The following is a 17,967-nucleotide window of genomic DNA, read 5'->3' as shown; positions in this document are numbered from 1 at the left end:
GAGAGGGCCTGGCCTCAGCAGATCTCCGTCTTGCTGATCTTGATCCCGAAACCTTCCAGGCCGACATAGTGGCGCTCGCGGCTGGTGAGCAGCCTGATCGAGCTGACGCCGAGATCCTTGAGGATCTGGGCGCCGAGGCCGATTTCCAGCCATTCACTCTCGCGCGTCTGCGCCTCGGCATGGGCTTCGCGGCCCTGGTTGCGGGCCTTGCGGCCGTTGTCGTAATGGCCAACGCCGACGGAGCCCTCTCGCAGGTAGACGATGACGCCGCGGCCTTCCGCAGCGATCTTCTCCATGTAGAAATCGACTGGGCTCTTCCTGCCGAAAAGGTCCTCGGCGACATTTTCCGGATGCAGGCGTACCGGAATGTCGACGCCGTCGCGGATGTCGCCGAAGACGACGGCAAGATGCTGCATCGGGTCCCAGGGCAGGGCATAGGTATGGGCCTTGGCCTTGCCGAACGGCGTGTCGATGTCGAAGCTGGCGCCGTGCTCAACCAGCGTTTCCTTCCGCTGGCGATAGGCGATGAGATCGGCGACGGAGACAAGCTTCAGCCCGTGCTTCTCGGCGAAATCGACCACCTGCGGACCGCGGGTGACGGTGCCGTCGTCATTGACCAGTTCGGAGATGACGCCGATCGGCGGCAGGCCGGCGAGCCGGCAGAGGTCGACGGCCGCTTCCGTATGGCCGGAGCGCATCAGCACGCCGCCTTCACGCGATATCAGCGGAAAGATATGGCCCGGACGGACAAAATCGGCGGCCCCGACATTCGGATTGGCGAGGTTGCGCACCGTCAGCGTCCGGTCGTCGGCCGAGATGCCGGTCGTCGTGCCGTGCTTGAAGTCGACCGAGACGGTGAAGGCCGTCGTATGGGCCGAATCGTTCTCGGCCACCATGGCGTTGAGGTTGAGGCGCTTGGCCTCCTCCTTCGGCATCGGCGCGCAGACGATGCCTGAGGTGTGGCGGACGATGAAGGCCATCTTCTCCGGCGTGGTATGCACGGCGGCAACGATCAGGTCGCCCTCGTTCTCGCGGTCATTGTCGTCCATGACGACGACAATTTCGCCGGCCTCGAAGGCCCTGATGGCGTCGACGACGCGTTTCTGATCGTAAGACATGGACGCTCCTATTTCAGACGGCCGGTCTGGCCGCGATCCCGAAGATAATGATCGGCAATGGCGCAGGCGACCATCGCTTCGCCGATGGGTACGGCGCGGATGCCGACGCAGGGGTCGTGCCGGCCCTTGGTGCGCACGTCGACATTCTTGCCATCGGCGTCGATCGACTGGCGTTCGGTCAGGATCGACGAGGTCGGCTTGACGGCGAAACGCGCGACGATCGGCTGTCCGGTCGAGATCCCGCCCAGAATACCGCCGGCATTGTTGGAAAGGAAGATCGGCGTGCCGTCATTGCCCATGCGCATTTCGTCGGCATTGTCTTCGCCGGAGGTTTCGGCGGCGGCAAAACCATTGCCGATCTCCACGCCCTTGACGGCATTGATCGACATCAGCAGCGAGGCGATGTCCTGGTCGAGCTTCGAATAGATCGGCGCGCCGAGGCCGGCGGGCACGCCTTCGGCGATCACTTCGACGACCGCGCCGATCGAGGAGCCGGCCTTGCGAATGCCGTCGAGATATTCCTCCCAGACCGGGACGATCGCCGCATCCGGCGAGAAGAACGGGTTCTGCCCGATCTGGTCCCAGTCCCAGTTGCGGCGGTCGATCTTGTGCTTGCCGATCTGCACCAGCGCGCCACGCACGGTCACGCCTGGCACGACGAGGCGGGCGATGCCGCCGGCCGCAACCCTTGCTGCGGTTTCGCGCGCCGAGGAGCGGCCGCCGCCGCGATGGTCGCGAATGCCGTATTTGAGGTCATAGGTGTAATCGGCATGGCCGGGGCGGTATTGCCGGGCGATCTCGCCGTAATCCTTGGAACGCTGGTCGGTGTTCTCGATCAGCATGGAGATCGGCGTGCCTGTCGTCGTCATCGTCTCGCCGTCGGCATCGAGCATCACGCCCGACAGCACCTTCACCAGGTCGTCCTCGCGCCGCTGCGTGACGAAGCGGGATTGCCCCGGCTTGCGCTTGTCGAGCCAGACCTGCAGGTCTTCGAGCTTGAAGCGCAGACCTGGAGGGCAGCCGTCGACGACGCAGCCGAGCGCCGGACCGTGGCTTTCGCCCCAGGTGGTTACGCGGAAGAGGTGACCGAATGTATTGTGCGACATGTGTTCCCACGGCGGCGCGCCAAAGCCGATCGCGCCATTGCTTGAAAAGGCGTGCCACTCATAGGCCAAAAAACCGCCGAGGCAAAAGCCTTTCTTTGCGTCAAACCGGCAGCGGCGGAAATGCTGTTTCGCTCCTTTGCCGAGGCATCGCCATCACGAAGCCAACCGCCATCCGGTTGCGGCCGCCTCAGCGGCGAAATCGTCGAAGGAGAGGGCCGGCGAGAAGGCATAACCCTGCAGCAGGTCGCAGCCGAGATCGCGCAGCAGCGTGGCATGGGCTGCCGTCTCCACCCCTTCGGCCACCGTCTCGACGCCGAGCGAGCGGGCGATGTCGATGATCGAGGTGACCAGCGCTCGCTCCTGCGACGCGCCGATGATCGGCTGCACCAGCTGGCGGTCGATCTTCAGCCGCTTCGGCTTCAGCTTCAACAGGCTGACGATCGAGGTGTGGCCGGTGCCGAAATCGTCGATCTCGATATCAATGCCGAGCGCCTTGATGCGTTCCAGATTGTGCGAGACCACGTCCTCGCTCTCGTCGAGGAAGATCGATTCCACCAGTTCGAAGGAGATCTCGCCGGGGCGGATATTGAGGCCGGCGAGGGATTCCATCAGGCTGCCGTCATGCAGCCGTCTGGCTGAAACATTGACCGCGACCTTGGGAACGACAATGCCCAGCGCCAACAAGCGGGCCTTGTCGCGCAGCGCCGTTTCCAGCACGATCCGGTCGAGCGTCTGCACGACATTGATCTCGTCGGCAATGCGCAGGAACTTGTCTGGCGTCAGCAGCCCCCTGGAGGGATGCTTCCAGCGCACCAGCGCTTCGACGCCGGTCAGCTCCATCGTCCGGGCGCAGAATTGCGGCTGATACCAGGCGGCAAATTCGCCATTATCGATGCCGGCGAGGATTTCATCGGCCGTGCGCTTGGTGTTGATGATATCGGCCTGAAGAGTGTGATTGAAGAATTCGAAGCGGTTACGGCCCGTGCTCTTTGCGCGGTAGAGGGCGATATCGGCATTGATCAGCACCTTGCGCGCGTCGACATGGATGCCGTTGGCGAGTGCGACGCCGATCGACACGCCGCAGCGGCAGGCAAAGCCCTGGAAATCGATCGGCTGGCGCATCTCCTCGATGATCCGCGTCGCAAGCTCCGCCATCTCCTTGTCGCCGACATCGCAGGCGAGGATGACGAATTCGTCACCGCCGATGCGCGCCACGAGGTCGCTGCCGCGGACATTCCTGGCGAGCACCTTCGAAGCATGCACCAGCATCGCATCACCGGCGGCATGGCCGAGCGTATCGTTGATGTCCTTGAAGCGGTCGAGGTCGATGTGCAGGATGGAGAATTTCTGCCGCTGCCGGCGCCCGTCATTGGTCAGGCTTTCCAGCGCGATGTCGAGTTTGCGGCGGTTGGCGAGCGCGGTCAGTGGATCGTGCAGCGAATTGTGCTCGATCCTGTTCTTGGCAAGTTCGAGCTCGATATTCTTGGCGACGGCCTCGTCCTTGGCCGCCTTCAGCCGGATCGTCATCAGCATGTCCTCGGTGGCGTCGAAGGCGATGCCCATGATCTTCATTTCGCCGGTCCCGGTCTGGTAGACCTTGCCGACCGAGCGCACATAACGCACCGAGCCGTCGTCGGCGAGCACCCGGCAGACGAGCGTATGCGTATCGCCGCTTCGCTTGAAGTGGCGCGCGCTTTCGAGCGCCAGCCCGCGATCCTCGGGGTGGATGCGGGAAAGCCAGGTCTCCTCGGTCATGAAGCCATTGCGCGGCGCCAGCCCGTAGAGCTCGTGCATCCGTTCATTCCAGATCGAGCCGCCTCTATCCGGCCGCGCCTCCCATATGCCGCACCGATAGGAATTGAGCGCCAGGTCGAGCCGGCTCGAAAGCTCGGCGAGCTGACCCTCGCGGCTCGAAAGCTCTTCAAGCGCCAGCTCGAGCTCGGCATTCTTGACCTCACTGACATCCCTGGCCTTGCGCAGCGCCTCGGTGGCCTCCGCATCGGCGGTGACGTCCCAGACGATGCCGATCGTCTTGCCGGCGCCACCAACATCTCTGTAGAGGGCGCCGACAGAGCGCAGGTGCCGGATGCCGCCATCGGCAAGCATGATCCGGTACTGCGCCGTGCAGGCGGCGCCGGCGATGCTGCAGCTGAAGAAATGCACCTCGGCGGTCTCACGATCCGCCGGCAGGATCGCCGCCAGCCATTCGTCGAGCGGCCGGCTTCCTTCCTCCGCCGGCTTGCCGTGCAGTGCAGCGGCGCGTGCGTCCCAAAGGAGGCTGCTCGAATGATCCTGCAGCTCCCAAATGCCGATATTGGACGATTCGAGCGCAAGGTTCAGCCGCTGCGACAGTTCCATGAGCTTTGCTTCGCGCGTCTCCAGTTCGGCAATGTTGCGGTTGCGTTCGCCGAGCAGCAGTGTGGCGAGGAAGATCGGGACGATGATGATGCATCCCGCGGCAACGACGATCAGCCGCAGCTCGCTCCGGTTTTCCGGTATTGCAGCCCAGCCGCCTTTGGGGACGGCGGAAAGCTCCCATTTGCCGCCGGCAAAGCTGATTTCGCGGCGGATCGGATCCTTGTCGTCGATGTCGGCCGAACCGAAGAACGGCGCGGAAAGCGCGGCGTTCCCGGTTGACCGGCCAATATCCCGCACCGCGATGGAAAGATGGTCGAGATTGGGATAGCGCTCCTGGTTTTCGCGGTCGCGCGCCGCCACCAGGCCGGTCGCCTCGTAAAAGCTTTTCCGGTCGATGGCGACCTCCACGGCGCCCCAGAGGCGCCGCTGGCCGCTCTCCTTGACGAAAACCGGGAAGAAGACGGCGAAGGCGTCCCGGCCGTCAACGCTGATCGGGCCGTAGAAGCGCGCCGTCTGGTCGCCGGCGGCCCGGGTCGTCGCTTGCTGCGAGATGGAGGTTTCGCGCACATCGCGGCCGATCCGCCCGCTGCCGGGGCGTTGCGGATAGAGGTCGCTGACGATGAAATCAGGCGCGACGGCGATATGGATGAAAGCCGGGTTCTGGATCAGCAGCCAGTTGATCTGGCGCTCCGTTTCCTCCCGGCTTGCAGCGTTGTTGACGGAGGTCAGATTTGCAAGATCGCGGACCATGGTGAGGCTCATATTGATCTCGGCCTTCACCCTGGCGCGCAACAGGTTCGTCTCGTTCTCGGTGCGGATGTGAAGTTCGCGCATATGAGCGGCAGTATTGGCGCGATCGAGCGCGAAGCCGACCATGGTGACGACGAGGGCGACAAACGCGGAAACCAGAAACGAGAGGCGGCTATTCTTCAAAACGCGTCGCAACCGCTTGCTGTCGCCCAGCCTGGATAGCAAAATGAGACCCCCATATTCGCGGTAACTCTAAAAGGCAGGGGTTAATTTACGATTGCCTGTTGTCGATGTTGAAAACCCGGCAGGCCGGACGGGCGTGGTTAACGCAGCGTCTTGATTATGTTTAAAATGCTATTCATCAATTAGGCGGGAAAAGCCATTCTTACGGGCAATTTTCGCCATATTCAGGAGATTATCTGTGGCAAGTGTTCTCGTGCAGCGTTTCAAGAGGATTGTTGCCATGCGTTTCGTCGTCGCCACGCTTTTGGCCACAGCAAGTTTCCTGTCGCCGATGAGCGGTTTTGCCGAGAGCGCCGATGTCGAGGCGACGATCAAGAAGGTCGACACGGCCAATCTCGTGCTGACGCTCGACGACGGCAAGACCTATCAGGCGCCGGAGGAATTCAATTTCGACGGCCTCGAAGCCGGCGTGAAGGTCATCGTCTTCTACACCGAGGTCGACGGCAAACGCGTCATCAACGATCTCGATATCGTCAAGTAAGCAGACTTCAAGAGAATGACTGGATGAGGTTTGCGCCCAATGGCTGCCCCTCACCCTCTCCCCGTAAAAGCGGGGCGAGGGGACATGTCCACGAGAGCTCAGCGGGGAACGGAGAGTTCGCTGCTTGTCCCTTCTCCCCGCAGGCGGGAAGATGCCGGCAGGCGGATGAGGGGTAAAGCCAGTCGATCCCTTACAGCCAGACGATCGTCCGCTCGCTCGTATCGATCCTGACAATCCGGTCCTGCGGAATGCCGCCTTCGGCGGCGGTGCTCTTCGGCAGGTCGGCAATCGCCTGGAACAGCGTGCGGATAACGCCGCCATGGGTGACGCAGACGGTCGGACGCTCGACGGAGCGCAGCCATGCGCCGGTACGCCAGGAGAGGATTTCGTAGCTTTCGGCATCGTCGCCGGGCGGGATGAAATCCCATTTGGAGACGTTGCGTTCGGCCACCCGCTCGCGCTGCGTCGCCTTCAGCTCCTTGATCGTCGAGCCTTCCCAGTCGCCGAAGGAAATCTCCACCAGCCGCGGATCGGTGCGATAGGCAAGCGGCGGGAGGCCCATTGCGGCGCGCATGATTTCCATCGTTGCGCGTGTGCGTCCGAGCGGGCTTGCGACGAAATCGAATTCGCCGACCGTCTCACCGAGGATCTCGGCCAGTGCGATGCCGTTCTGCCGGGCCTGTTCCTGGCCCGTGGCATTCATCGGAACGTCTTTCTGGCCCTGCAGGCGACGCTCGGCATTCCAGTCGGTCTGACCGTGTCTGATCACGTAGATGAGCACGGTCTCGACTCCGGGGAACTTAGTCCTTGACGACCGAAATATCCGGCGCGTCGACCGCCTTCATGCCGATGACATGATAGCCGCTGTCGGCATGGTGCACCTCGCCGGTGACCGAGCGCGACAGGTCGGACAAGAGATAGAGGCCGACATCGCCGACTTCCTCGATGGTAACCGTACGGCGCAGCGGAGCGTTATACTCGTTCCACTTCAGAATATAGCGGAAATCGCCGATGCCGGAGGCGGCAAGTGTCTTGATCGGCCCGGCCGAAACGGCGTTGACGCGGATGTTCTGCGGCCCGAGGTCGACAGCGAGATATTTGACGCTCGCTTCGAGCGCGGCCTTGGCGACGCCCATGACATTATAGTTCGGCATCACCTTTTCGGCGCCGTAATAGGTCAGGGTCAGCATCGAACCGCCTTCCGTCATCAGCTTCTCGGCGCGGCGTGCGACCGAGGTGAAGGAGTAGACGGAAATCTGCATCGTCTTGGTGAAATTATCGGGCGAGGTGTCGATGTAGCGGCCGGTCAGCTCGTCCTTGTCGGAAAAGCCGATCGCATGCACGAGGAAATCGATCTTGCCCCACAGCTTTGCGACATTTTCGAAAACAGCGTCGATGGTGGATTCGTCGGCGACATCGCAGTGGCCGACGAGGGTCGCGTCGATTTCGGCTGCAAGCGGCTCGACACGCTTCTTCAGCGCATCGCCCTGATAGGTGAGCGCAACTTCTCCGCCCTGCGCATGAATGGCCTTGGCAATACCCCACGCAATCGAACGATTGTTGGCGACACCCATGATGACGCCGCGTTTGCCTGCCATGAGGCCGGATGCTTGAGCCATATTTCGCTCCCTAGGATTCTGATCGATCCTGCCTATGGCATAGGCCGTTAATCGGTTCAAGCTTGGCCTGGATCATCAACTGTTAGGGATCGTAACAAAGGGTGCGAATGTCATAAAAATTTCACAGGAACAGGCCTTCGCGCATGCTCCGCATCAGATCGGTGATCTTGTCGTCGGGTTTTTCCCACAGGATGATGCGCAATTCGACGACGAGATCGCCTCTGCTGCCGTCCTCCCGCGGCAATCCCTGGCCGGTAATCGCGATCGTCTTGTCCGAGCCCGACCATGCGGGAACGGTGATGTTCAACGGCCCGGCCGGGCCGTCGATGCGTGCCTCGGTGCCGAGCACGGCATTTTCGATGCTGATCGGGAGCACGGCGTGCAGGTCGAAACCATCGACGGTGAAGCGCGGGTCGGGGGCGATGCGGATATTGACGACGGCATCGCCGCGCTGCATGCCCGGCAGCTTGAAGCCCTGTCCCTTGAGCCTGATCTCGTGACCATCCGTGGTGCCGGCCGGCAGCGCGAAGCCGATTTCGCGGCCTTCCGGCAGCGACGCGGTGATCCAGCCGCTCTTCAGCACGTCGTCGATCGTCACCGTCGCCGTCGTCACCTCGTCGGGCGCTTTCTCGAGGCCCGCATCCTTGGCGCCGGTGAAGCGGCGCACCAGTGATGTCAGAATGCTGAGCGGCAGCGGCAGGTTGGCGCCGGCACTAGTTGGCGTTTCGCCGAGTTCCTCGCTGGCTTCGGTGGTCTCGCCATCCGCACGTCTGCCCTCTTCGGACTGGCCCTGGCCCTGCGTCTGCTGATTATGGGGCTGCTGGTTCTGGGGCTGCTGGGCGCGGCCTTGCGCCTGGCCCCCCGCCGCAGCGCGCGCTTGCGCGCCGAAAATGCGCTCCACCATCTCCTCGGCGCCTTCGCTGGCGCCGGCCTGCTGTCTCTGACCGTCGGCCGCGGCCTTCTGGGCAGCCCGGGCAAGTTCTTCCATCACCCGCTCGGCATTGGCCTGCGCCGCCTTGGCGCGAGCCGCCGCCTCACGCGCGGCCTGGCGCTGCTGCATGATCGTCTGTTCCTGTCTCCTGGCTTCCGCCATCCGCACGGCATTGTCGAACAGGCTGCGCTTGCGCGGATCCCGCAGCGTTTCATAGGCGCGGCCGATCTCGGCGAACCGGGCCGTCGCCGTCGGATCGTCCTGATTGTGATCGGGATGGGCTGCTTTGGCCAAGTTGCGCCAGGCCGCCTTGATCTCGTCTGCCGCCGCGTCGCGCTTGACGCCCAGAATTTTGTAAGGATCGCGCATGTCAAAACCGCCGGTGTTGCGATGCGGGCGCCTGTCCTTGCCCGGCATCCCCGCCCAATATCGAAGTCCAATATCAACATCTGAGGCACCACCGCCCAAAGGCAGGGAGAGCCACTCTCGACACCGATCGTGCGGCCGAGTTGCTAATCACTTCTTATTTCTGTGGAGGGATAGGGAGTGTTTTGCCGTAAATGGTTAGCTCTTTGCTAAGCATTCGGCGGAAAACCGGTGGCCGTTAACCTGTCGCGCGCCGGATCGGTTCCGGCAGATCAAATTTCGGGCGCGATCAGGTTTTCCCGGATCAACTTTCCCGCCGGAATTAACTTTCCGGCTGAAAGCTCAGCAGCTGCCAATTGCCGCCGCCGACGAGGCAGGTCTTGCCGTAGAATTTGGCGATTCCGACATAGGAATGCCGTGTCGTGCGGAACTGCCGGCAGACCTGGCCCGATTCGTTGTTTTCGACGATCGTATCGATGACACCGGCGCTGCCGGTCGATGCATTCGCCCAGGGAAGCGGCTGGCCTTCAAGCTTATGCACATCGGCCGAAGTCACGGCATTGCGCACTGTCATCTCGTCCGAGAGCGTGTCGGTGCTCGGCGGCGTCTGCGGCACGGTGCCGGTGGCCACCGACCGGTCGACCTTGGCCTCGCTCAAGAAATCCATCCCGCCCGCAAGGCAGCCGGAAAGCGACAGCATTGCGGCGCCGACAACCAGGAAGGCGCTGCTGCGTTGCCGCAGGCCCTTTGTATGGCGATATGACTTTGCTATGACTTCCACCCTGCGTCCTGTCCAGTTATCAAAAGCTGGGCGAGTTTTGAATAATCCGGGGCATTTGAACCAATATGTCGGCAAACGAGTTAACAAGCGGTGACTTTACCGAAAGTGGCGAGCCCTTCAAGCTCTTTGCCGAATGGCTGAAGGAAGCGGAGGCCTCAGAACCGAACGATCCCAATGCCGTGGCGCTGGCAACGGTCGACGAAGATGGTCTTCCCAATGTCCGCATAGTTCTCCTGAAGGGATTCGACGATGACGGTTTCGTCTTCTACACCAATTTCGAGAGCCAGAAAGGTCGCGAAATCTTGGGGCAGAAGAAGGCCGCCATGTGTTTCCACTGGAAAAGCCTGCGCCGGCAGGTGCGGTTGCGCGGGCCTGTCGAGATCGTGAGCGACGCCGAGGCCGATGCCTATTTCAAGACGCGGGCGCGCGGCAGCCGCATCGGCGCCTGGGCCTCCAAACAATCGCGTCCGCTCGAAAGCCGATTCGCGCTGGAGAAGGCGGTGGCGGAATACACCGCCCGCTACGCGATTGGCGAGATACCCCGGCCTCCCTATTGGTCGGGCTTCCGCATCCGGCCGACGTCGATCGAATTCTGGAAGGATCAGCAGTTCCGCCTGCATGACCGCATCGAATTTCGCCGCCCGTCCCCAGTCGGGGCTTGGGAAAAGGTGCGGATGTATCCGTGAGCCGCTAGCGGCCCATGATTTTCAGCGGAATGCCGGAGGCAAGCGCCGAGATATAGCGCTGCTTCTGGTAGAAACCGTTCAGCGACATGCGCGGAAGATAGCCGGGCTTGCCCGCCGCCGGCAGCCCCGGCTGCGTCGTGACGGCGACCGAAAAGCCCAGCCGGCGGACAAGCGCTGCCTCGCGGGCGCTTGCCGCCTCCGGCGTGCCGTAGGGATAGGCGATCGTGGCGGGACGGATGCCGGTCAAGGCCTCGACGTAATCAGCCGAAACTTCCATCTCGATTCGCGCTTCGGCCTCCGGCAGGCGGGCAAGGGCGCGATGGCTGATCGTGTGGGCGCCGAGCGCTGCAAGCGGATGTCGGGCAAGCTGCTGCAATTGCGCCGGCCCCATCACCAGGTCGCGCACGATATCGGTCGGCTCGATGCCGTTTTCCCGCGCCAGCGTGTCGATCGCGGCGACGGCGCGGGCCTCGTCGAAGCTGTGGATATACCAGGTGAAGCGGTCGAAGGCATCCCATTGCTGCCGCGGGCCGGCGAGCGCCAGCCGCTCGCTGCCGCGGCCGAAATCGAAGCGGATGTCCTTTGCCTGGCGCAACAGGACGGCGAGCGTTTCCCACCAGATGCTATGGGAACCTTCGGCAAAACCCTTGGTGACGAACACCGTGAAAGGCGCCCGATGCCGCTCGAACACCGGCAGCGCATGCTCCATGTTGTTGGCGTAGCCGTCGTCGAGCGTAAAAGCCGCAAACGGTCTGCCGCCCTCCGGCTCTGCCAACAGCGCCGGCAGCTCGTTAAGCGGCACGAAGCGATAGCCGTCGCGTGTCAGCCGCCTGAGCGCCGCATCGAGAAAATGCGGGGTGATTTCGAGATGCGCGTTCGGGGCAAAGGCCTGGGCTGCGTGCGGGCGAACATGATGCAGCGTGAAGATCACCCCGCGCCCGCGCGCCTGCCGCATCAGGCCGGCCGCGGCGATCAGAAAGGACGCCTCGAGCCCGGCGCCGATCGCTGCCCGTTTTGCCAGTCGCTTCAATTGCCCCGCCATGCGCCGCCCATTGCCTTTTGCGGCAACCTAGCAACCGCAGCTTAAGCCTTGCTGAATCCCGGTTTCGCACAGCTTCTTTCGTTTTCTGTTAACCAAGACGATGAAAAGACTAGAAAAATGGTAGGCGTTGCCGCAAAGTCGCGCCAAACTTGCGGCTTCTGTCACATTGCGAGACATGGCCGGCCCGATCGAGAGCCAGCGCATCAGGGGGAACTCCATGAGAAAGCTTTTGGCGGCTGTTTTGACCGTGACGCTTGCCGTTTCGGCGCCGCTTGCGGCTCTTGCCGGCAGCGCCTCGCTGATCCTTGATGCCCGCACCGGCAAGGTACTGGCGTCCGAAAACGCCGACACGCTCAACCATCCGGCCTCGCTGACGAAGATGATGACGCTCTATCTCACCTTCGAGGCGCTGAAACGCGGCAAGATCGCCTGGGATACGCCGATCAAAATGTCGAGATACGCTGCCGCGCGGCCGCCGACCAAGCTCGGCGTCAAGGCGGGCGGCACCATCACGGTGCGCGAGGCGGTCTACGGCATGATCGTCAAATCCGCCAATGACGCCGCTGCCGCGATCGGCGAGACGCTCGGCGGCTCGGAGAGCGGCTTTGCCCGGATGATGACGGCCAAGGCCCGCCAGCTCGGCATGAGCCGGACCGTCTTCGTCAACGCATCGGGCCTGCCGAACAGCCGCCAGGTGACGACGGCGCGCGACATGTCGACGCTCGCCGTGGCGCTGATGAAGAATTACCCCAACGAATACCGCCTGTTCTCGATGGCAAGCTTCAGTTTCCGCGGCAAGACCGTGCGCGGCCACAACAATCTCATGTACCGCTACCAGGGCATGGACGGCATCAAGACCGGTTATACCAACGCCTCCGGCTTCAACCTCGTCAGCGCCGTCAGAGACGGCAACCGCCGCGTCGTCGGCGTGGTGCTCGGCGGCCGCACCGCCCGCAGCCGCGACGCCAGGATGGAAGCGCTGCTCGACCGCTACCTCGGCCGCGCTTCGTCGTCAGGCGGCGCAAGGCTGGTGGCGAGCGTCGGCGCCAGGGAGCCGGTCGAAGTGGCTTCCGCCGCCGATTCTTCCGACGTTCCGGTGCCGGCGAACGCGCCGCGTCCGGCCGACGATCTCGCGGCAAAGAGCCTGGCCTATGCCGATGACGCCGTCGTGCCGCTGGAGCGCCCGGTCGCGATGGACGAAATCCTGAACGCCGGCAAGACATCGAAGACCGCGGCGAAAAAGGCCGACGGCGACTGGCAGATCCAGATCTCGGCCGCCCCGAGCGCCGATGCGGCGCGGGCGCTTCTTGCCCAGGCGCAGTCGGAAGGCGGCGCGCCGCTCGTTTCCGCCTCGCCCTATACCGAAGCGGTCGGGCAGGGGGCCAACAGGATCTATCGCGCCCGCTTCGTCGGCTTCGCCAGCAGGGAGGACGCCGCCTCAGCCTGCGATGCGCTGAAGCAGCGCTCCTATGACTGCATGCTGCTCCCGGACCGCGGCTGATCGCAACGCCCCACTGAGGCAGTGCGCTCTGGACAAGCAGCGGGAATCAGCGTCTCCTCCATAAACAAAAGGAGAACATTGATGCTGCGCCGTCTTGCCGACCAGTTCGAAGCCGCTTCCTCCGCCCATGTCGCCGAGAGCGGCATCGAGCGCGACGCCGACTGGTTTCTGTTGAAGCTGCAGGAGGAGATGGGTGAACTGACCCAGGCATGGAACCGCCTGACCGGCCGCGGCCGTGCCAAGGGCCGCTCCCCTGAGGACATCAGGCGCGAGCTCGCCGACGAGACGGCCGACCTGCTTGGTCACCTCATGCTGTTTGCTCGCCGTAACGACATCGACCTCGCCGCCGCGATCGAACGGAAGTGGCGGTTTCAGCCGAGCTGGTAAGAAATCGGGAGCGACATCAGAAGATTTTGCTCAAGCCGGTCACCAGCCAGAACGAAACTGCCGAAATCATTGCCGCTGCCGGCAGGGTGATGATCCATGCGATGACGATGTTGCCGGCTAGCCCCCACCTGACGGCGGACACGCGCCGGGCGGCGCCGACGCCGATGATGGCGCCGGTAATGGTATGGGTGGTCGAGACGGGGATACCGAGCCAGGTGGCGCCGAACAGCGTCAAGGCGCCGCCCGTTTCGGCGCAGAATCCCTGCATCGGATTGAGCCTGGTGATCTTCGAGCCCATCGTATGGACGATGCGCCAGCCGCCGAACAAGGTGCCGAGCGCCATCGCTGCCTGGCATGAGATCACCACCCAGAGCGGCACGTGGAAGCTGCCGCCGAGGTAACCCTGCGAATAGAGAAGCACGGCAATGATGCCCATGGTCTTCTGGGCGTCATTGCCGCCGTGGCCGAGCGAATAGAGCGACGCCGACACGAATTGCAGGAAACGGAAGGATCGGTCGACGGCAAAAGGCGTCTGCCGGATGAAGGTCCAGGTCACCGCCAGGATGAGGAACAGTGCCAGGAGAAAACCGATCATCGGCGACATGACGATGGCGGAGACGGTCTTGAGAAGACCGCTCCAGACGATCGAGCTCAACCCCGTTTTGGCAAGGCCCGCACCGACCAGCCCGCCGACCAGAGCATGGGATGAACTGGAGGGAATGCCGAAGACCCAGGTCACGACATTCCAGACGATGGCGCCGATCAGGGCCGCGAAAATCACCTGCGGCGTGACGATCGCCGGGTCGATGATGCCGGTCCCGAGCGTCTCGGCCACATGCAGGCCGAAGAACAGGAAGGCGATGAAATTGAAGAATGCCGCCCAGAAGACCGCATATTGCGGCCTCAGGACCCGTGTCGAGACGATTGTCGCGATCGAGTTGGCCGCATCATGCAGGCCATTGAGAAAATCGAACAGCAGTGCGACGCCGATCAGGCCGACAAGAAGCGGAAGAGCGAGGGCGGCTTCCATCAGACATTCTCGATCACGATGCCGCTGATCTCGTTGGCGACGTCCTCGAAACGGTCGACCACCTTCTCCAGCTCGCCGTAGATCTCGCTGCCGATCATATAGGCCATCGCATTGCCGGCGCCGTGCCGGCGAAACAGATCCTTGAGCCCCTGCTCGTGCAACTCGTCGGAGCGCCCTTCCACCTGCGTGACCTGCTCGACGATGGCAGAAAGCCGCGGCGCATTGGCGCTGATGCGATCAAGCAAGGGAATGGCCTCGGCAATGAGATTGGCAGCTTCCACAACGGTCTTGCCCATTTCCTGCATCCGTGGATCGAAGCTGGTCTGCTCGAAGAGCCGGATGGTTTTGACGGTTTTGTGCATCATGTCGATCGCATCATCCATGGATTGGATGAGATCCTTGATGTCGCCACGATCGAAAGGTGTGATGAAACTCCGCCGGACGGCCAGCATGACTTCGCGCGTTATATCGTCGGCCTGATCTTCCAACCGCACGATCGTTTCGCATTGATGCTCGATCTCTATTCCCGACAGCAACCTGTCCAGAGCCTGTGCGGCGTCGACGATCGTTCTGGAATGTTGTTCGAAAAGGACGAAGAACCGGTCTTCGCGCGGCATCAACTTTCGAAACCAACCCAGCATGAACACCTCGCAATCCTGGTCTGCGCTATGAACGACGAGCCGTCCTAAACCCTATCCCGTTGAAGAGATAGGGCCGAATTTCGGTTTGTGACAGATTTATGACAGTTGTGCCGCGGCAGGGACATGGCCGTTGCCGGCAGCTGAACCCTTTCCGCCATCGGCGGTCAGCCGACCTTGTACCGGTAAAACTTGCTGTCCACCGCCATCAGCGGGAAGGAGCGGGGCAGGGCGCTCTTGGCAATTTCGGTAAAGCCGTTCTTTTCGTAGAAGCGCTGGGCGGCGACGAACTTGTCCGTCGTGCCGAGGAAGATGTCGGTGAGGCCGGCATCTCTGGCGTGGTCAAACAGGCGCTCGAGAAGCCGCGCCGCCACGCCGTGCTCGCGGCCGCGCACCTCGGCGGCGACGAACATCTTGCGCAGCGCCGCCTGATTGTTGCCGATGTCCTTCAGCCCAAGGGTGCCGACGATGGCGCCGTCCTTGACGGCGACCCAGAACTGACCTTTGCCGGACTGGTAGAAATCCGGGATGACCCGGAGATCGGGCTGCGCATCGGCAGTGATATCGATGCCGAACTCCTCGCGCTGGATCGGCAGGATCACCGACAGCACGTCATCGGCATCGCCTTCGGCAAAGGCTCTGATTTCGATCTCTCCCATCAGATCCTCCCGCCTCAGGCCTGGGTGCCGCCGACGGTGACCTGATCCATGCGCAGATGCGGCTGGCCGACGCCGACCGGAACCCATTGGCCGGCCTTGCCGCAATTGCCGATGCCGGTATCGAGCTTCATGTCGTTGCCGATCATCGACACCCGCTTCATCGCATCCGGGCCGTTGCCGATCAGCATCGCCCCCTTGATCGGCGCGCCGATCTTGCCGTTTTCGATCAGATAGGCCTCGGTGCAACCGAAGACGAATTTGCCGGAGGTGATGTCGACCTGGCCGCCGCCAAAGGAGACGGCATAGACGCCCTTCTTCACCGAGGCGATGATTTCTTCCGGAGTCTTGTCGCCGCCGAGCATATAGGTGTTGGTCATGCGCGGCATCGGCACGTGGGCATAGCCCTGGCGGCGGCCGTTGCCGGTGGGCGCCATGCCCATCAGCCGGGCGTTCTGCCGGTCCTGCATATAGCCGACGAGCTTGCCGTTCTCGATCAGCACGTTGTAGCCCGACGGTGTACCCTCGTCGTCGATGGTGATCGAGCCGCGGCGGTTGTCGATCGTGCCGTCGTCGACGACGGTGACGCCGGGCGCGGCAACGATCTGGCCGAGAAGCCCTGAAAAGGCCGAGGTCTTCTTGCGGTTGAAATCCCCTTCCAGCCCGTGGCCGACCGCCTCGTGCAGCATGACGCCCGGCCAGCCGGAGCCGAGAACGACATCCATCGTGCCGGCGGGCGCGTCGATCGCTTCCAGATTGACGAGCGCCTGGCGCAGCGCCTCGTCGGCGCCGTACTGCCAGCTGCCCTCGGCAATGAAATCGCCGAAGCCGATGCGCCCGCCGCTGCCGTAGGAACCGCTCTCCTGCCGCTCGCCTTCACCGACCACGACGGAAATGTTGATGCGGGTCATCGGTCTTATGTCGCGCACGCGGTGGCCGTCGGCGCGCAGGATGTCGACCACCTGCCAGCTCGCGGCGACCGAGGCGGTGACCTGCCGGACCTTGTCGTCCTTGCCTCTGAGATAGGCGTCGATGTCCTGCAGGACCTTGACCTTCTCCTCGAAGCTCGGCTGGCCGATCGGGTTCTGGTCGCCGTAGAATTTCTTGTTGGTGCCCTGGGGAGCGGCGGCGTAGGTGCCGGAATAGCCGCGCGTCACCGCGCCGACCGCATCGGCCGCCCGCTTCAGCGCCGCCACCGAGAGATCGCCGGCATGGGCATAACCCACCGCTTCGCCGGCAACGGCGCGAAGCCCGAAACCCTGTTCGGTGTTGAAACTGCCGCCCTTCAGCCGGCCATTGTCGAAGGTCAGCGCTTCGGCCTGCGCATGCTCGATGAACAGTTCGCCGTCATCGGCGCCGGCGAGCGCCTCGGCGACAAGGCCGCGCATCGTGGCTTCGTCGGCATCGAAAAGCGTCAGGAGATCGGTGGTCATGGTCTGGCTCCAATGGGCATGTTCGGGAATGCACTTATCCCCTAGATAGGGCTCCATATAACAAGGAGTGAAGCCCTCGCGGCGAATATTCTTTGTCTCGGGAGGTGGGACGCGTCTCGAAGCGATGCAAACGGTTGATCGCTCTGCGCGGAGTAGACGACGCTGACCACCCGTCGGGGCGTCGAGCGATTTTTTGTCGTCAATGTGCGACTTGCGAAGCTGCCGACATCAATTCCCGGGAATTCGGAGCCTTGAACGTTTGCAGCCCGGCCTCCAGAACTTCAGTGAAGCTCCAGCGGACGATGCCCTCGCGGTCGATCAGGAACTGACCGACAAGCTGCCCATGGTCGGCGGTCATCATCTGCTGATCGGCTTCCGTAATTTGATATCCTTCCTTCTTGTTGAGAAAATCGTCCATCGCCATCACGCCCATAGGCTCTGGCAATTCGCCCGGCAGATCGATGCGTATCGCCATGACCGTGTCGATCCCGACCTCGCGTAAGCCGAAGGCTCGGTGCGAAGCCCGTATCGGGTCGGAAGCCGCAAGAATACCGGGGATCGGATGGTAACGGAAATACAGCCGCGCGCGTTCGACCGGGGTGTTTACCACTGCCAGCGATTGGACGCCTTTCTCGCGCAGCATCGGGTTGAGATATGCCATGGCCGCGACATGGCGCCGGCAGAAGGGACAATGCAGGCCTCGAAACAAACCGATCAACAATGGGCTGCGGCCGCGAAAATCATCAAGCGCGATCTTCCCTTCGCGCGAGACTGCATCAAACACAACGTTCGGCACCCGGTCGCCCGGTTTTAGCGGATGGTCGACATAGCGCGTGGACAT

At 62.8% G+C, this 17,967-nt stretch carries 17 protein-coding genes; 4 read left to right on the top strand and 13 right to left on the bottom strand.

Annotated features, from left to right (window positions below):
• Nucleotides 1-14: 14 nt before the first annotated feature.
• From ribB to HJB91_RS07845, 3 genes are all read right to left on the bottom strand, one after another.
• Nucleotides 15-1,118: a 3,4-dihydroxy-2-butanone-4-phosphate synthase gene (ribB, locus tag HJB91_RS07855; RefSeq protein ID WP_210628945.1), complete on the bottom strand. Its 1,104-nt coding sequence runs from the start codon at nt 1,116-1,118 to the stop codon at nt 15-17.
• An 8-nt stretch (nt 1,119-1,126) separates the two neighbouring features.
• On the bottom strand, nt 1,127-2,224 hold the full coding sequence (gene aroC / locus HJB91_RS07850) for a chorismate synthase (RefSeq protein ID WP_210628944.1): 1,098 nt from the start codon (nt 2,222-2,224) through the stop codon (nt 1,127-1,129).
• A 153-nt stretch (nt 2,225-2,377) separates the two neighbouring features.
• Nucleotides 2,378-5,557 carry an EAL domain-containing protein gene (locus tag HJB91_RS07845; RefSeq protein ID WP_221154269.1) on the bottom strand — a complete coding sequence of 1,060 codons (3,180 nt, stop codon included), beginning with the start codon at nt 5,555-5,557 and terminating at the stop codon, nt 2,378-2,380.
• Nucleotides 5,558-5,795: 238 nt separating this feature from the next.
• Between HJB91_RS07845 and HJB91_RS07840 the strand changes: the two genes are divergently transcribed.
• On the top strand, nt 5,796-6,056 hold the full coding sequence (locus tag HJB91_RS07840) for a DUF1344 domain-containing protein (protein ID WP_003569889.1): 261 nt from the start codon (nt 5,796-5,798) through the stop codon (nt 6,054-6,056).
• A 190-nt stretch (nt 6,057-6,246) separates the two neighbouring features.
• Here HJB91_RS07840 and HJB91_RS07835 read toward each other — a convergent pair whose 3' ends face one another.
• The 4 genes from HJB91_RS07835 to HJB91_RS07820 form a co-directional block, all read right to left on the bottom strand.
• Nucleotides 6,247-6,837 (bottom strand): histidine phosphatase family protein, encoded by a 591-nt coding sequence (locus tag HJB91_RS07835; protein ID WP_210628942.1) that lies wholly within the window; start codon nt 6,835-6,837, stop codon nt 6,247-6,249.
• Between the two features lie 19 nt (nt 6,838-6,856).
• Nucleotides 6,857-7,675 carry an enoyl-ACP reductase FabI gene (fabI, locus tag HJB91_RS07830; protein WP_210628941.1) on the bottom strand — a complete coding sequence of 273 codons (819 nt, stop codon included), beginning with the start codon at nt 7,673-7,675 and terminating at the stop codon, nt 6,857-6,859.
• A 121-nt stretch (nt 7,676-7,796) separates the two neighbouring features.
• Nucleotides 7,797-8,975 (bottom strand): DnaJ C-terminal domain-containing protein, encoded by a 1,179-nt coding sequence (locus tag HJB91_RS07825; protein WP_221154267.1) that lies wholly within the window; start codon nt 8,973-8,975, stop codon nt 7,797-7,799.
• Between the two features lie 319 nt (nt 8,976-9,294).
• The gene (locus tag HJB91_RS07820) at nt 9,295-9,753 is read right to left on the bottom strand and encodes an RT0821/Lpp0805 family surface protein (RefSeq protein ID WP_210628939.1); all 459 of its coding nucleotides are present in this window, start codon (nt 9,751-9,753) and stop codon (nt 9,295-9,297) included.
• 65 nt (nt 9,754-9,818) lie between these two features.
• Between HJB91_RS07820 and pdxH the strand changes: the two genes are divergently transcribed.
• Nucleotides 9,819-10,439: a pyridoxamine 5'-phosphate oxidase gene (pdxH, locus tag HJB91_RS07815; protein ID WP_221154265.1), complete on the top strand. Its 621-nt coding sequence runs from the start codon at nt 9,819-9,821 to the stop codon at nt 10,437-10,439.
• A 4-nt stretch (nt 10,440-10,443) separates the two neighbouring features.
• Here pdxH and HJB91_RS07810 read toward each other — a convergent pair whose 3' ends face one another.
• Complete coding sequence (locus tag HJB91_RS07810; protein ID WP_221154263.1) at nt 10,444-11,481, bottom strand: polysaccharide deacetylase family protein; 1,038 nt, start codon at nt 11,479-11,481, stop codon at nt 10,444-10,446.
• Between the two features lie 217 nt (nt 11,482-11,698).
• Here HJB91_RS07810 and HJB91_RS07805 point away from each other — a divergent pair, with 217 nt between their 5' ends.
• The gene (locus tag HJB91_RS07805) at nt 11,699-12,982 is read left to right on the top strand and encodes a D-alanyl-D-alanine carboxypeptidase family protein (protein WP_221146661.1); all 1,284 of its coding nucleotides are present in this window, start codon (nt 11,699-11,701) and stop codon (nt 12,980-12,982) included.
• A gap of 81 nt (nt 12,983-13,063) precedes the next feature.
• Complete coding sequence (locus tag HJB91_RS07800) at nt 13,064-13,369, top strand: pyrophosphatase (RefSeq protein ID WP_210628935.1); 306 nt, start codon at nt 13,064-13,066, stop codon at nt 13,367-13,369.
• Between the two features lie 16 nt (nt 13,370-13,385).
• On the opposite strand, the gene HJB91_RS07795 is transcribed toward HJB91_RS07800, so the two are convergent.
• The 5 genes from HJB91_RS07795 to HJB91_RS07775 form a co-directional block, all read right to left on the bottom strand.
• Nucleotides 13,386-14,399, bottom strand: coding sequence for an inorganic phosphate transporter (locus tag HJB91_RS07795; RefSeq protein ID WP_210628934.1), 1,014 nt, complete (start codon nt 14,397-14,399; stop codon nt 13,386-13,388).
• Nucleotides 14,399-15,040 carry a DUF47 family protein gene (locus HJB91_RS07790; protein WP_221146660.1) on the bottom strand — a complete coding sequence of 214 codons (642 nt, stop codon included), beginning with the start codon at nt 15,038-15,040 and terminating at the stop codon, nt 14,399-14,401. Before HJB91_RS07790 ends, HJB91_RS07795 begins: the two co-directional genes overlap by 1 nt.
• A 164-nt stretch (nt 15,041-15,204) precedes the next feature.
• Entirely contained in the window at nt 15,205-15,696 is a 492-nt protein-coding gene (locus tag HJB91_RS07785) for a GNAT family N-acetyltransferase (protein WP_210628932.1), read from the bottom strand.
• A gap of 14 nt (nt 15,697-15,710) precedes the next feature.
• On the bottom strand, nt 15,711-17,126 hold the full coding sequence (gene tldD / locus HJB91_RS07780; protein WP_221146659.1) for a metalloprotease TldD: 1,416 nt from the start codon (nt 17,124-17,126) through the stop codon (nt 15,711-15,713).
• Nucleotides 17,127-17,325: 199 nt separating this feature from the next.
• Complete coding sequence (locus HJB91_RS07775; RefSeq protein ID WP_210628930.1) at nt 17,326-17,967, bottom strand: peroxiredoxin-like family protein; 642 nt, start codon at nt 17,965-17,967, stop codon at nt 17,326-17,328.

Origin of the sequence: Rhizobium sp. NLR10b, assembly GCF_019685435.1 — a bacterium.
In the GTDB taxonomy this organism is placed as follows: Bacteria; Pseudomonadota; Alphaproteobacteria; order Rhizobiales; family Rhizobiaceae; genus Rhizobium.
The sequence above is the reverse complement of the archived record's forward strand: the minus strand, read 5'-3'. Positions and strand labels throughout refer to the sequence as shown.

Excerpts from the sequence above, each read along its gene's own strand:
- HJB91_RS07790 (WP_221146660.1), bottom strand. The coding sequence starts at position 15,040 with ATGCTGGGTTGGTTTCGAAAGTTGATGCCGCGCGAAGACCGGTTCTTC.
- aroC (WP_210628944.1), bottom strand. The coding sequence starts at position 2,224 with ATGTCGCACAATACATTCGGTCACCTCTTCCGCGTAACCACCTGGGGC.
- fabI (WP_210628941.1), bottom strand. The coding sequence starts at position 7,675 with ATGGCTCAAGCATCCGGCCTCATGGCAGGCAAACGCGGCGTCATCATG.
- HJB91_RS07785 (WP_210628932.1), bottom strand. The coding sequence starts at position 15,696 with ATGGGAGAGATCGAAATCAGAGCCTTTGCCGAAGGCGATGCCGATGAC.
- HJB91_RS07840 (WP_003569889.1), top strand. The coding sequence starts at position 5,796 with ATGCGTTTCGTCGTCGCCACGCTTTTGGCCACAGCAAGTTTCCTGTCG.
- HJB91_RS07810 (WP_221154263.1), bottom strand. The coding sequence starts at position 11,481 with ATGGCGGGGCAATTGAAGCGACTGGCAAAACGGGCAGCGATCGGCGCC.
- HJB91_RS07775 (WP_210628930.1), bottom strand. The coding sequence starts at position 17,967 with ATGTCCACGCGCTATGTCGACCATCCGCTAAAACCGGGCGACCGGGTG.
- HJB91_RS07825 (WP_221154267.1), bottom strand. The coding sequence starts at position 8,975 with ATGCGCGATCCTTACAAAATTCTGGGCGTCAAGCGCGACGCGGCGGCA.
- tldD (WP_221146659.1), bottom strand. The coding sequence starts at position 17,126 with ATGACCACCGATCTCCTGACGCTTTTCGATGCCGACGAAGCCACGATG.
- ribB (WP_210628945.1), bottom strand. The coding sequence starts at position 1,118 with ATGTCTTACGATCAGAAACGCGTCGTCGACGCCATCAGGGCCTTCGAG.
- pdxH (WP_221154265.1), top strand. The coding sequence starts at position 9,819 with ATGTCGGCAAACGAGTTAACAAGCGGTGACTTTACCGAAAGTGGCGAG.
- HJB91_RS07795 (WP_210628934.1), bottom strand. The coding sequence starts at position 14,399 with ATGGAAGCCGCCCTCGCTCTTCCGCTTCTTGTCGGCCTGATCGGCGTC.
- HJB91_RS07800 (WP_210628935.1), top strand. The coding sequence starts at position 13,064 with ATGCTGCGCCGTCTTGCCGACCAGTTCGAAGCCGCTTCCTCCGCCCAT.
- HJB91_RS07805 (WP_221146661.1), top strand. The coding sequence starts at position 11,699 with ATGAGAAAGCTTTTGGCGGCTGTTTTGACCGTGACGCTTGCCGTTTCG.